The organism is Rhizobium sp. FG96 (genome assembly GCF_057808655.1).
This window is the reverse complement of the sequence record NZ_JBMDIL010000020.1, coordinates 56,819-71,064: the sequence shown is the minus strand read 5'-3', so window position 1 is coordinate 71,064 and position 14,246 is coordinate 56,819. Positions and strand designations below refer to the sequence as shown.

Sequence of the window (14,246 nt, the reverse complement as noted above, 5' to 3'; positions counted from 1 at the left end):
TGCCCGAACGCAATATTTGAATTCAAGAGACGAACTCGTGTAGCAGCTCGATAAACGGGAACTCACACATCCTGGAGTAATCCTCCATGCGGCCAGCATCGTGCTCGTTGCGGCAGAGTTCGGCGACCACTTGGTCGGCCCTGGCCAGGATATTGTTGCGTACTTCACTGGTTATGCCGATGATCTGCAGACATCCGGGAAGCTTGAACCCGATCGCAGCATCTTCAGTCCTATGGGCGGCTTGCCTGGCCGGACGCAACGAGGACGGAGCCGCGTATAAGCCCAAGCGTGCCGTGCTCTTCCACGAGCGCGGTGAAATCCGTAATCGCTTCTCCAGTTTGAGATTGGCCACTCTGGCACAAGCGTATTAAAAGTTCTCACTGTGTGGTTCCCGCCAGGTCAGCAAAAGGCCGTAGTCGCCGTTTTTGAACATTGTCATGATATCTTTACGCTGCTGGGGGTCGTCGATCCGGTGGTCCCATTCTAGGATGCGGTCGAGCCTCAAGAAGGTGTCCTGGCGAAGGTAGGGGTTCATCCTAAGATACTCAGGATCGGCGGCGTGTTCCATCTGCGTCCGGAAAGTGTTTCGGAGAGCGGCGAACGCTGACACGGCCTCCCTAGCGTGACGGTACCGCCAGTTCGAGCCTGACATTTCGGCAGCCAGATCGAAGTCAATCACGTGCGCCATGTTGTCGGCGACTTCGCGAAGGCTCGCCCTCATCTGCTCGATCGTGAGATAGATGTCGGCCAAATCGCGTCGCGACTGACTGAGCTGGGTTCCGATGTCGGCGCAGTCGGAGCAGACGTCGAGCCAGTGCATCGGCTGAAGGTGAAGGTCGTTCGGAAAGCGGGGAAATAATCTTTCCCGCAGCGCTATCTCGTCCTTGTCGAGAAGGATTTCGTACTGGGCGACGGCGCGGATATTCCCCGTCCACTTCTTCTTCGAACTTAACCTGATCAGAGACCTTTTCCCGCGCGCACAACAGGGACACGCCCAGTCGTCGCCGGTCTCCTTCCATTTCCCTGCGACTTTCTCGGGGACATAGTTTTGGTATTCCTCGTCGGTCGGATGCCGTACGGCCGTCTTCTGGCGTTCCCTCCTGACAAAGTCTTTCTGCACCGAGCGAGCAAGGAAGTCGCTGCGCATCGACTGTAAGAGTCCAGCGTTGATAGTGCCCTTTGCAGACCTGCTGAAAGCATCGTAGAGTATCTCGGTCTGTCCGACGCGCTGAAACATTCGTCGGTCGATACGCAGCCTCCCCTCGATTCGACGCTGTAGATGCCCGGCGGCGAGGTCGCCGAGCAACATGTTGAGGATGGCAAGACGTCGTTCGAAATTCGGCCGCTCCGCCTCCCAGGCCGCCTTCGCGGCTCCGATATCGATCTCGTGGTCCTGGTGAGGCGTCGCCTTGACGAAGGTTGCGATCTCCGCAGCCGCGAAGCTGAAATTCGGATTGGTGCCCACCGCCGTCTTCGCCTTGCCGTCAGCTGCGTTGCATTCCGAGCAGACGAGGGCCTCGTCAAAGCGGACGACAAGGGTACGGATCGTGTCGAGAACGATCGTCGCACCGTCCATCAGATTCTCTCTCCAGTCCGGTCCGAGTAGCTTCTCGGCCCTGCGGAGGCCTTCATCCCACAAATGGTCGTGGTGCAGTTCGAGCTTGGCGAGAAGAATTCCGTTCGATGACTTCCGGAAAATTTCTCGCTTGTGACGCCCGCATCCTCTGCAGGACCAAATCTGACTTTCTAACGCCCAGTTGGAGTTTAACTCGAGGCCTTTGGCACCGAGTTCCTTCATCGCCCGCTTCGTTTGCTCGCTCCATTTGCCGTCGTAGCTGCGGAAATAGTAATCCATGGCGATGTCGTCGAGCCTGGCGGGATGCGGAAAGACCAGCACCTCCGACCAATGACGGTGATCGTCGTCCGGATCGAAATCTGTCATGTCGTCCACGCGAATCCCCTCGGTTCACCTGAGAGCAACTTATAACAGAGCCTCGGGAGGACATGAGCCTGGTGATTTACGGACGACGACCACCCGCCCTAGCTGAGTGTGAATCGCTGCGGGCGCCCAAATGGCAGTGTTGTGAACGTTGAAGGCGCCGTTCGAGGACGCGTGAGGCGTGATTTATCAAGGGCCTTGCTTGATGTGCGCCAGAATGTGCACATATTGTGCATAATATTGAGCGGAGATTAGATATGGCACAGGCTCAGACAGCACATTCCTACGCAGTTGTTTCTGGCTTTGTTGATAGCCTTCAGGAACCGCGGACACCTTACATTTCTCCGTCTCGCCTGTCGAAGGCGCTCGGTGTTAATGTCGCGAACCTTGCAGAATTGACCGGTGTTCATCGCAACACCCTGCGCAATCCCTCCTCCGAACGCCTGCAGGGCAGGATGCGGGAAATGATCAAGGCGATCTCTGCGGCCATCGAGCTGACTGGCGATCTTGCGAAGGCAATCTACTGGTATCGTAATGAACCGATTGCCGATTATGGCCACCGCACGGCTGCCGAGCTTGTAGCCGATGGTGAGATAGAGGCTGTTCTTGCGTATATTCGGGACCTGGAGAATGGAGCGCGCGGGTGAAGATCATCCGCGTTGGCCCGGATGCAGTCTTTCACCGCTACCTGACCCCGAAATGGGCGTTTCTTCCCACCAGCGGCGCCGGAGCCGCTGTTGATGGCGGTCACTTTAATCGACCCGGCGTCGAGGCTCTCTATCTATCCGTGGCCCCCCAAAGCGCGCTGGACGAATATCGACAGGCTGCGAGCATCGCGCCGCCGGCTACGCTTGCAGCGTACAGGATCACGCTGAGCGAAGTGGCCGATCTGTCGGAAGGTTTCGATCCGCTTCATTGGGATGTTGCCTGGGCTCAATGGGACTGCGCATGGCGGAAAATTGCTCGCATTGACAAAAAGGTTCCACCGTCTTGGAAGCTCGCGGACAAGGTCATTTCGGCTGGCCTTCGGGGGCTGTTCTTTCCGTCACTACGGCACGCTGGCGGAACTAATCTTGTGATTTTTCCTGCCAATCTCATCGCAGATGATGAAGTGCATGTTCACGATCCAGACAATCGATTGCCGCGAGATCAATTGTCCTGGCCGCACTAGCAGCAATAGATACAGGCCGGCTTTGGAGGAGGGGAATGAAACGCATCAGCATCAACAGTGTTCAGCCTGGAGATATTCTCTTCACGGCTCGACCGGGAAAGATAAGCAAATCGATCCGCTTCAGCACGGGGGGCATCGTTTCTCACGCGATGATCTGCGTGCAGCATGGTTCGTTTATCGATTCCACTGCGGACGGGGTCCAGGCGCGCAACCTGCAGCGGGAGTTGTTCGAGGATGACGAGCAGGTTTTCCATTTCCGCCTGAAGGAAGCTCTCCCCCGCGAGGTTCTTTCAAATGTAATCGATTTTGCGCGGGCCGAGATCGGTGCTCGGTATTCTGTGCCGGAGGCCATGCGGTCGGTCGCTGCTGTCCGAAAGCCGAGATCGAAGCGCCAATATTGCTCTCGTCTAGTGGCCCGCGTCTACAGAAACGCGGGCATCGATCTCGTCCCCGACGCAGACTATTGCTCGCCGGAGGATTTACGACGTAGTCACCTGCTGGTGGAAATCCCTATAGAGACCGAAGCCGTGCCCGAGGAAGAATGGCTTTGGCTCGAAACTAATCGTAACCCGATCCGAGATACACATCTGGCCCATAAAGCCATTCTTGATGTCGCTCGTACGTTCGTTCCGGACTTGGAGAGCCTAAACGAACTCCATGCTTTACTCGTGACGCACCCTGAGTCCGATCCGGAAATTGCAAAGGTTCTGCGCGAGAGCGGTTACCTTGATCTGTGGCGCGGTGAAATAGCGGCTCACCCTTGGCGCTACGACCAGAGCCTAATCGCAGCAATGTCCGCGCCCGAGCAGATGGCCGACATACGTGAATACTGCATAGGTACAGTGAGCGAGGCTTACAGCGGAGGCGTGCGGTTTTCCATCAACCTCATCCAGTTGCAGATGCTGGAGAACCAGCACGGCGGTCAATCCTTCCGCATGTTGGTGGACCTGTACGAAACTCTTGTGCTTAACGATCAGATCCGCAGGGAGGTCGCGTGTGCGTGGCTGTTGAAGCACTATCCTGACGATCTGAAGAAGCACTTGGAGCAGATCGAGCCGCACAGCGCCTATTGGTATTCGATCGTCGATCGCGTCGAGCCCAAGCTCGCTGTATTGTCGCGCATGGTTGTCACTGCGGAAGACAGTCCAGAAGTCTGCTCGTCGTGCGGCGACCGGCCAGCCATGTCCTACCGCCTTGCGAACGGCGCTCAGACGATGCCCGGCGTACCTTCCCTGCGTCTGTGTTGTGACTGCATAGAGATACGGCGCGGCATGGGCAATGTCCTGATGCCGTTTCTGCCGTGACCTGGAAAGAGAATGGGACCGCGGATGAACGCTGCGATACAAAAGGATTTGCTGAATTGGAAAAGCTAAGCCCTTCAGGAACTAATGTTTTAGACCCGGCGCAACTGCTTCGAATCGAAGCCGTGCATCGCGGCTACCTGTTCCAGCACCTCTATGCGGTTCAATGCCTGTTGTCGGCCGAGACCATCGCGGCGCGGGAGATTGCTGTCGAAAGCGACGAAGATGTCGAAATCCAACTCAATGGCATCCGTATCTATGTCCAGGTTAAACATCGGAAAGATGCTCTCGCATGGGATGATATTGAGGGCACGATGTCACGTTTTGCGGACCTTCGGGGATCGCATGAGCGATCGGAGCGACAGGGCGCTGCGCGGTTCGTCATTGTCAGCAACGCTGGGCCGAACGGACCCCTATCGCAACGAATGACAAAACCTGATTGGCCAGCCGACGTAACTATTGATTGGCCGCAGGCGGACCTTATCGACAGGATCCTGCCAGCCCCAAAATCGTCCCTCATGGAGGCAATTGAGGGAAACTGCCGTCTAGCGGAGGTGCTGCCTTTTGCAACCTTGGCACCGGAAACACTCGTGTGGAAGCTGGCGGGTGTCGTCACGCTGGCAGCTACTGGCGAAAAGGCTTCGCTCGACCATGTGTTCACGACGAAGGATCTTCCTGCACTTTTTGAGCAACTCGTGCTTCAATTGCAAGACCTGCCTGTGCCTCCGGTTCCTTATCGGGTCCAACAGGATGAGCCGGATCTCTTCACAGGCGATCGGGTCCGTTTGATCGTTGGCTATTCAGGGGCGGGCAAGACGTCATGGCTGGCGCAAGCAGCGCAGCATGCGGCAGGTCCTTTGGTCTATTTCGATGTTGGCGACACGCCCGGCGGCGCCTTGTCGAACGCTGTCGCGCGCGAGGTGGCAGGCCGATTAGCGGGCAACCGATATCGGCTTGGGGAGATATTCCTGCCGGGCGCCTCTGGACGGGAGATTTTGCAGCTCCTCTCGCGTCGGATCACCGAAGCCGGAGACGTCGTTACAGTTGCCTTGGACAATATTCACAAACTGGCCGCTGATGACCTTGTCGGCGTGATCCAGGCGGGTGGGAATATCAACTTTCTGTTGCTCGGCCGTCCGGAAGGAGAGGTCGCCGCAATCGAGGCTATTGTAGGCGTCAAGCGGGAAGATCTTCGCGGATGGGCATCCGATACCGTAGCAGCCGCCGGACACGACGCTGGCTGCAAGGGCGATGCTGCTGATTACCACAGACTGATAGATCTGACGGGTGGCCTTCCACTGTTCGTTCAAAATGCTCTCGCGGTGGCAGAAACTGACTATCAGGGGTCGGTGAAACGCTTGTGCGGTGACTTGGTCCGCGCAACGCACACGACCGAAATGGCTCAAGACTTCGTATTGGGTCGCGTCTTCGAAGGGTTGCCGGTGACGATTGCCAAGGTCGCTGATCTGCTAAGCCTCTGCGATGCACCCCTGACACGTGAGGAAGCTGGTTCCTACATCGTTGCTGCAGGTGGGCCGGAAAGGCCGGTGCTTCTGCAGTCGTTTCGCAAGCTGTTGAGCTTGGGCCTTCTCCAAAGTTTCGCCGGCGACAAGATCAAACTGCACGACGCAGCCCGCGTTGTCGGCAAGGGACGACTCGCTCTTCTCGGTGCAGAGACGGTGAAAGCCCACCAGGAAGCGTTGAGAAGCGTTGTTCAGCAAAGCCTCATCGAAAGCTGGAGCCCGACGAAGCTTTCGTTATTCCTCCGGCTTACGGGTGAAGTCGGCCGTCTCGATATCCTCGTCGAAATGGCAACGGAAGAACTGTTTCATGAGATGGGCGTCTGGCCGGAGGTCGAAGCCTATCTCGAGCACGGTGCGCAAGACGAGCACGTGCCACCTGACCAGAGAGTAAAGGCCTTAGACGCCCTGGCCTTCGCCGACATGAAAGCCGGATCCGATCGTGCCACTTCCTGGCTCGATCAAATGGACGCACTGATCACTGCATATGATCTTGGTGCTGAGGAGCGGCTTCGCGTTGGCATGAAGCGCATGAACCTTCTGGCGGGCCAGGGTAATAGGCGAGCCGCGCAACAGGCTATCGCGGATCTGGCGCCTCTTGTGAAAACATTGCCACCTGGTCATCAGCGCGTCTTTTCCTACAATGTTGCCTGTGCCGAGCTGGCGCTTGGAGACTCAGATGCCGCGATCAGACGTATCCAGCCGCTGATCAAGGATTATTATGAGGTTATCGGGCTATCACCCGAAATGGTTATGGGAAACAACGCCCCGGACCTGAAGCCTATGCTGAAAGAAGAAGCTGAGGTCGATGACGTCAAGCATCTCGCGGATTCTTTAGATGTCCTTGCCAAGGCACTCGACGCAGAAGGCAAGTTTTCGCCACTGGCCCGCGTTCACGCGCTGAAATTCTATGACCTTGCCCGCGCCCCGGATTCTCTGTTCCGAGTTGGACAAGATCTTGTCGATCAATTCATCCGAAAGCGCGACTTCGATGGCGCTCGTGACATGATGGAGTCGATAGTCCTGCCGCAACTTCAGCAATGGAAGCTGGCCGACTACCTCATCTCCGTGCGCTCTCAATATGCCGTCGTGCTGGCCTATTGCGGGCTATATTCCGACGCGGAGGCAGAAATGCGCCGTCTTGAGCCGTACAAATCGGGGCTGGCCCCGCTCGCACAGCAGGAGCTCGAGAACCAGCGCGAACTGATAGCGAACCTGCGCAGATTTGGTGCGCCTCCCAAGTGGACTGCACCACCCGGTCTGCTCGACAACATCGCAAGGCAGTTGGACAAGGGAAGGCGTAAAGCATCGATTGTGCCATCGCGTGCCGCCTCGCCAAAGATCGGTCGGAATGAGCGATGCCCGTGTGGATCCGGTAAGAAGTACAAGCATTGCCACGGGGGCACGTGATGGTTGGCATCAAGCTGAAAGCCAGATGGCAACGCCTCTCATTCGGACCGGTTTTTTGTTCTCGAAGGGACTCGCGGCTTGCAAAACACTGAATTCTGTCTTTCTGTGTTCACAGATTGCTGGCCATCCCGAATTCTGTTATTTCGTGATTCACGGCAACCGGGAGGAGCTGATTCGTGGCGCAGCGCAAGGTCGATAGCTTCCCAAAGTCGGGTTCCATCAAATCCCCCGAAAAGCTCGAGACGTTGAACTTCAAAGTTCCCGTCGACTTCAAGAAGGCTTTCAAAGGCTATGCGGTGGCCCAGGGCATGACAATGGTTGATCTCCTGCGTGAGGGGTTTGAGCTCAGCAAAGCGCGTCGTGAGCAATGACATCTTCGGTTGAGGTCAGGCCATGGTGATGTCGGTAACCGATGACGCAACGGCATGGATCGGCTCGCTAGGCGAGCCGAATGCGGAGATCGTTGATGGTCTTGTCCGCGTCGAAGATTATTCTTCCGACGGCCGGCCGCCGGAGGAAGTCGCAATTATGGAAAAGGCGGCATCCTACGGTGCCTATGCCGTATTTTTCGAAGCAGACCCCAAGCGCGGGGCTGGCGCGCCTCAGGCTTTCGTATTCGTTTCCGATGGTCCGGCCAATGACCCGTCTTTTGCGGAGCTGCACAAGAGGCTCTGGAGCTGGGGTGGCGTCCCGCTCCTTTACCGCCGCTTGCCCGGCACAGTGCAGCTGTTCAGATGCGCCCATAAGCCGGACTTCATCACTTCCTCCGGAGAACTGATCTGCAACCCGGTCAAAACGTTGACCCTCGCCTCTCGGATCAGTGCACACGAAGCGTGGTGGGATGCGGAGCGGCTGCGAAACAGCACGCTTTGGGATGATCCAGCCGCATGTAAGTTGCTTCTATCGTCATCCAAGTCGGCGCACCGTCGACTCGTCGACGCTGTGGGCGAGTTACATGGGCGGCTGAAAACGAGCCGGTTGCTCAACGCGCCGCTTCGCCGCCGGCTGCTCATCCTGTCGCTGCTGATTGCTTATTTAGAAGAGCGCGGTGCATTGCCGTTGGATTTTTTTGGCCAGTTCTTGGAGGGCGCGACGCGCTTTTTCCATGTCTTGGCGAATGGTCCGGCTCTGGTCGAGCTCCTCAAGGCTCTCGAAAAGCGGTTCAATGGGCATGTGTTCGCAATCGACGATGCCGACCAGAAAATGCTTGAAACCAGTACGGAATTGGACGGTTTCAGTACGTTGATCGAAGCGCGTGAGGAAGCCGGGGGGCAGCTCAATCTTTGGGCATTGTATTCGTTCCGCGATTTGCCCGTCGAAGTCATTAGCCACATCTACCAGTTGTTCGTGACCGATACGGATAGTTCGGTCTACACGCCGCCGTCGCTGGTGCGGCTTATGTTGGACGAGGCGCTGAGCTGGCAGCGCTTGGATTCGCTGATGGAGAAAGGGGAATTCATCCTCGATCCCGCATGCGGATCGGGTGTTTTCCTTGTCGAGGCTTATAAAAGGCTTGTTTTGCATTGGCGCAGTACGCACGGGTGGGCCAAGCCGGGCGTCGACGTGCTGCGCTCTTTGATCGAGCGTGTCCGTGGTGTTGATGTCGAACGCGGCGCAATCGAACTGGCGGCCTTCAGTTTATGTCTCGCGCTTTGTGATGCGCTGGAGCCGGAGGACATCAGGGCAAGCGTTCAGCTATTTCCAAAGCTCACGGATCGGACGCTAATCGAGTCATGCTTCTTTGAAGCCAAGGAAAAGAAGCTGATCGAAGAGCCGATTGGGGTAATTGTCGGCAACCCTCCGTTTGAATCAGCGCTCAAGACCGAAGGCGCCCGGCGAAGCTATCGCAGATACATCGAAGCAAACGGCCCTCTGCCGGACAAACAGGTCGCCTACCTGTTCCTGCACGAAGCAATGGAATTACTTGTCGCCGGTGGCGTGCTCTCGATGCTTCAGCAATATAATCTCATTTACAATGCCAGCTCAGCGCCATTTCGAACCAAGTTCTTCGCTCGCTGGGATGTCCGTGAAATTCTCGATTTTGTCTCGATCCGGGGCCTGTTCAGTAAGGGTGGTGCTGACACCAAAATCATTGCCGTCGTGGCGCAAGCTGGCGAAGCTCCGGCAAACAGACGAATCCTTCATGCCGTTTTCCGGCGTGTTGGACGGGCTGATGCAGAACAGGGGTTTGATATAGACTACTACGATCTGCACTGGCTGCCCCGCAGCACGGTGCTGGCAGAGTCTGGGCCTGAGATCTGGAGGGTGAACCTTCTCGGAGGCGCGCGCGCATTCAGCCTCGTGAAGCGCCTCAAGCAATATCGTACGCTTTACGACTACGCATCAGAGCGGCAGTGGCATGTGCGCGAGGGTTTTGTCGAGGGGAAGAAGGGCGTTTCGCGTAAAGCGGAGCACTTGATCGGTAAGCCCCTGCTTCCATCCGAAGCGCTCACCATTGATGGAATCGATAGGAAAATGATCACCGTGGTTCCCGAAAAAACCATTGAGGGGCCACGTTCGGCGGACCTGTTCAGCCCACCGATGCTTCTCGTTCGGGAGCATATGGATCTGCCTCACGCCGTGTGGTCTGATGGATATCTGACGTTCAAGAACCAGATCGTCGGCTTTGCGCAAGCGCCTAAGCATGATCTCGATTCCGTGCATGATTGGATGAAGGCTCAGTCTATTCCCCTGCGCGCCTTCGTTGCCGCCGTAAGTACGAAACTGTTCACGCAGAAGGCCACGAATATTGCGGGCGCCGATGTGCTCGCATTGCCATTTCCAGAGGATGGGAATCTTGATCTCAGCGAAAATGAGCAGATCGTTGCCGAGGACGTGGTGACTTACTACCGTGACTTCGTTCGCAAGGGCAGTGAATCAAAGCTCCTTATGGAGGAAGTCGGCGAAGATCTTGCTGATTTCGCGGCTGTTTTTTGCAAACAGATCAATGCGATATATAAGGACAATCCCGTTATTGCCCTTGAACCGCGCCGTTGGCCTGGAATTGTGTGCTTGCCATTCGTGTTCGGCCGCGGGGCAGTTGAATGGGATGGCGATAGCGATCTGCGCGGCAAACTTGACGCATTGTTGAGCCAGCAGAAGGGCAGTTCCCTTGCCGTCACGCGGATCGCCCGAATCTATGAGGGCAGATTCATCTTTCTATTGAAGCCCAACCGTCTTCGCTACTGGTTGCGCTCGATTGCCTTGCGAGACAGCGACGATGTCCTCGCCGATCTCCGAGCGCAGGGGTTCTGAATGCTGGCGGATGACGATGCCGACATCCAGACCGGAGGTCTTTCTCTTGGTCTTCACCGACCAAAAACCTGGCTCAACGAACTTGTCGGATTTATCTTGCAGCAGCTTCCGATTTGGCGGGACCGAGAAGGAAGGCGGCCTGTGGACGCCGAGACACATCTGACGTCTCAGCTCTGCGCGCATCTGAATGGGGTCGCCAGAAAGACAAATGGTTGGGACATTCTTCAGTTTCGCGTTGAGGAACCCGATGAGATACAGGCAGCCCGCCGTATTGATCTCGCGGTGGCACCGGCCGGGGAGGTGATCTGGATTGATGGACGTCGTCACGACGATTTTGATGCACTCCTGCCGGTCGAATGCAAGCGTCTCCCGACACCGGTCGGAAGAGATCGCGATAAACGCGAGTACCTCCGCGTTGCACGCGGTAGCACCGGCGGCGTGCAGCGTTTTAAGGCCGGCCTACACGGTGCTTCGCACGAACAGGCCGTGATGATCGCCTATGTTCAGGCTGGTGATATCCTTAGTTGGGTCCGTAGGGTGGATCTCTGGGTTCGTGGATTTGCCCGAAGGCGTATTATTGGATGGAGTGTCGGAGATAGATTGAGCGTTGTCGAGCACGACATCCCCAATAGGGTCGCTGTTCTTCGATCTGAGCATGATCGCGAATTGGGCCTACCCAAAATTCTCCTAGAACATTTGTGGGTAGAAATGTGATCAATCCATTCTCGCTAGCGACTGAGCTTCGTCAACACGGTATCGCGAACTATGGTTGCAAAAGCCGTCGGCTGGTGAATGCCATTTGGTCTGCCCCCTGAAAAGTGATCCTTCATCAACACCGACGATGGGGCGATCTGTGCGCAGACGACTAAGAGTAAATCCCGCGCGGGGCTTCCGCGTTTCGCCCATTGGCACCTAAAAGATGTCGGGAAGTCATGAGGCTACAATTCGATGGCGTGGTATCTACCTGGGTTTACACTGGAATTACAGCCTGGGCGAGGGTTCGATTCCGTTCAAGGCGGAGACCGGCAGGGCCATGCAGATGCGGGGCTTGGTTTGCATCTGCATAGGCGATGTGGATCAGCCAGTCATCAGAGTGGCTATGCAGCCTCCCAAACCTGATTGAGGATTTTCGCCGCAAGTGCCGCTTTGTCCTTCGGCAGGAAGCGACCGTAGTGCTGCTGGACGACATCCGGTGTGTCCTGGATTGCATAGCTCGCCTGCTCGTATGACCCGGTCTGCTTGAGGATATGGGTTGCCAGAATATCCCGAAGATTATGCGGTCCATGCGGCAGCAGGCCCTTGATGGCTCCGCGACCGGTATAGGGATTGTAGATGCCGTAGCGTTGGATCACGGTCCGCCAGGCTTCATAGAATTTGGTGGAATCGTATGCCGCGTCCAGACTTGTGGTCTTCACCGTCTTGACGAAAAAGGTGCCGGGATCTCTCGCTGGACCGAGCAGCACACCGCGATGGCGATCGATATAGGCCTCAAGGTATTTGTAGAGGTCGAGCAAATCCGGCAGGATCAAACGGAACGGCTTTTGTCCGAAGAATGACGAGCCTGAGTTCTTGAAGGCGACCGACGGGATGAGGACCTCCCAACCGTTTTCCCGATCGCTCCAGCGTAGTTCTCCGCATTTAATGTCCTCCAGCCGCCGCTCCGATGTCGGAAAATGCCCGCGCGGGCACAAGCGAAGCTGTCGAAGGTTCTTTTGCCGGAGCCCCAGATGCAAGCCGAGCCGTAGCAAAAGGAAAGAACGGACCGCTTCGGCTGCCGCCCGAGGATAACGATTTTCATCCGGCATGCGTTTCAGGATCTCATCTGTGATCTTGCGGTATTCCGAGAGAGGGCTGTCTGCTTCGAGGACCACCATGATCGGCTCGAATGGGTCGCGATGCACGCGCATGACACGCTGGATTTCCTTCGAACGATTGGCAGCGTGCCGGTGGAAAGCATCGCAGGCACCGTGCCAGTCGCGTGCTGCGAATTCTATCTCCTCAGAAGCTACCAGCCCTTCGATTGGCTGAACCCTCTTCAGAAGCCCCGGATTCTGGCGAATCCAGCCCACCTGTGCCCGCGTGAGAGCTTGGGCCACCATCAGCATGTCTTCTTCCCATTTGGTGTAGAAGCCGCGGCGCTGCTCCCGCCATTGCAGGTACCAGTCCCAGACGCCCGGGAAGATCAACAGGCCAAAGGTCAGTTGGCTGAGCGGCACACCACGCCCTTTGACGACGCTGGCTGGTGAGGCAGCGAGTGCACCAAACATGAGGCCTAGATGCTCGACCTTCTGGGATGCGGTTTCCTCTCCCCAAACTCCATTTCGTTGAAAGCCGATTGCGGTCAGCGTCGATGTCTTGAACCGGATCAGGTCGGCCATCTCCATAGCCAGTTGCTGAGGCGCATCGACGACGCCCGACAGGAGATCAGGATCTTCAAAGGCCTCTGGATTGGGGCTCGTGCTGTCCGGGTTTATTTGTGGCCGTGGAGACAGGGCGCCTCCGCCATAAGTGATCCCCGGAAATCGTATTGCATAACGTTGTTTGGTGGCCGCCGCCTGGTAGCGACGATAGTCGGTTGAGCCCGAGATAATGACCCGGCGCACCCATTCGATGATTTCCTCCCGCTTAGAGAACGGCAAGCTGCTGAAATTGTCCGGAAGATGCCATGCAAGTCGTCGCCGCTCCGCGGCGCTGATGTCGCCCATATCATGACCGTATGGGGAGCGGGATTGGTGCGGCAGCTTCGCTTTGAAATAGCCCTGTCCCAGTCGGTAGCGCCGCTCGATACGGGACAGGATCTCGAAACTCATCAGAGATCGCGGCACGCGCTCGCCCTGAACCCACGACAGCAGAGTCTTTTCATCGAACGTCTCACCCAGGCCAACGACGGCGCGGTAGAGTTGCCAGTAGCTCTCGCCGAACCGGCGCATCTGATAAACGAGGGCATCTTGAAAGCTGGCCGGATCATCAGTTGCTTCGAACAATGGTTCAGGAAAAGGACTAATCGGTTTCGGTTGTGGCCCTCTTGGCATTGACGAAGATTGAGCCGGGATCTTGTCTGAGCGGATCTGTTGCGGCCTGGAACGCGTCACAGTTTCCGACTTCCGGGGGATGGGTTTCTTCGTCTTCGCACGTGGTTTCGCCGACAGGATGTCCTCGGCGACGGGTGGCGTTCCGAGCCAGCGGATAATCGCGTCCAAACCTGGACGCAGCTGCTTTTTCAACTCCGCGGTCATTTCGCCTTCAATCCCGCATGCCTGGCCAATGGCCGCCCAATCCATACGGCCACTCACGATCGGTGGTGGCCGGCGGTGAACGACAAGACCTATGAGATAGGGCCGAATGCTTTCCAGAACTCGCTGTGAGGCGACTGGCGCGATGCGCACCTCGCAGAAATCTGAGATTTTCCGTTGAAAGTGATGAGTTGAAAGATCGTGTTTGGTCATGCTCTTTTTCCGTTCTCTCGGCACCAGTGCCGAGCGTGGGCGGGTAGGAGCGGACATTTAAAGAAGCGTTTATTGCGGGTGTGCTTCCAGTTTTGGTGCCTAGATTGTCTAGCGCCTTATCAGTGGAGGAGAAAAATTTGATCTGTAAGAAGATCTTTTATTCTCATATGATCCTTATTGGCGTCATTTAGTTTGACATGAACA

General features: G+C 56.6%; 10 protein-coding genes. 7 read left to right on the top strand and 3 right to left on the bottom strand.

Annotation, left to right across the window (positions count from 1 at the left end; translation table 11 throughout):
• Positions 1 to 22: 22 nt before the first annotated feature.
• Positions 23 to 352 carry a hypothetical protein gene (locus ACODR6_RS29790; RefSeq protein ID WP_489026039.1) on the bottom strand — a complete coding sequence of 110 codons (330 nt, stop codon included), beginning with the start codon at positions 350 to 352 and terminating at the stop codon, positions 23 to 25.
• A 15-nt stretch (positions 353 to 367) separates the two neighbouring features.
• A complete protein-coding gene (locus tag ACODR6_RS29785) occupies positions 368 to 1,951 on the bottom strand; it encodes a hypothetical protein (RefSeq protein WP_146200697.1) in 1,584 nt (527 codons plus the stop codon).
• 245 nt (positions 1,952 to 2,196) lie between these two features.
• Here ACODR6_RS29785 and ACODR6_RS29780 point away from each other — a divergent pair, with 245 nt between their 5' ends.
• From ACODR6_RS29780 to ACODR6_RS29750, 7 genes are all read left to right on the top strand, one after another.
• Positions 2,197 to 2,586, top strand: coding sequence for a hypothetical protein (locus tag ACODR6_RS29780; RefSeq protein ID WP_109854010.1), 390 nt, complete (start codon positions 2,197 to 2,199; stop codon positions 2,584 to 2,586).
• Complete coding sequence (locus tag ACODR6_RS29775; protein WP_109854009.1) at positions 2,583 to 3,110, top strand: RES family NAD+ phosphorylase; 528 nt, start codon at positions 2,583 to 2,585, stop codon at positions 3,108 to 3,110. Before ACODR6_RS29780 ends, ACODR6_RS29775 begins: the two co-directional genes overlap by 4 nt.
• Before the next feature lie 35 nt (positions 3,111 to 3,145).
• Positions 3,146 to 4,414 carry a YiiX/YebB-like N1pC/P60 family cysteine hydrolase gene (locus tag ACODR6_RS29770; protein WP_109854008.1) on the top strand — a complete coding sequence of 423 codons (1,269 nt, stop codon included), beginning with the start codon at positions 3,146 to 3,148 and terminating at the stop codon, positions 4,412 to 4,414.
• 56 nt (positions 4,415 to 4,470) lie between these two features.
• Entirely contained in the window at positions 4,471 to 7,341 is a 2,871-nt protein-coding gene (locus ACODR6_RS29765) for an SEC-C metal-binding domain-containing protein (RefSeq protein ID WP_489026035.1), read from the top strand.
• Positions 7,342 to 7,517: 176 nt separating this feature from the next.
• Positions 7,518 to 7,712 carry a hypothetical protein gene (locus ACODR6_RS29760; protein ID WP_020918833.1) on the top strand — a complete coding sequence of 65 codons (195 nt, stop codon included), beginning with the start codon at positions 7,518 to 7,520 and terminating at the stop codon, positions 7,710 to 7,712.
• A gap of 22 nt (positions 7,713 to 7,734) precedes the next feature.
• Positions 7,735 to 10,596: an HsdM family class I SAM-dependent methyltransferase gene (locus ACODR6_RS29755; RefSeq protein ID WP_210204227.1), complete on the top strand. Its 2,862-nt coding sequence runs from the start codon at positions 7,735 to 7,737 to the stop codon at positions 10,594 to 10,596.
• Positions 10,597 to 11,310: a hypothetical protein gene (locus ACODR6_RS29750; RefSeq protein WP_109854005.1), complete on the top strand. Its 714-nt coding sequence runs from the start codon at positions 10,597 to 10,599 to the stop codon at positions 11,308 to 11,310. It abuts the gene before it with no gap.
• 383 nt (positions 11,311 to 11,693) lie between these two features.
• Here ACODR6_RS29750 and ACODR6_RS29745 read toward each other — a convergent pair whose 3' ends face one another.
• Positions 11,694 to 14,042 (bottom strand): hypothetical protein, encoded by a 2,349-nt coding sequence (locus tag ACODR6_RS29745; protein WP_109854004.1) that lies wholly within the window; start codon positions 14,040 to 14,042, stop codon positions 11,694 to 11,696.
• Positions 14,043 to 14,246: the final 204 nt, after the last annotated feature.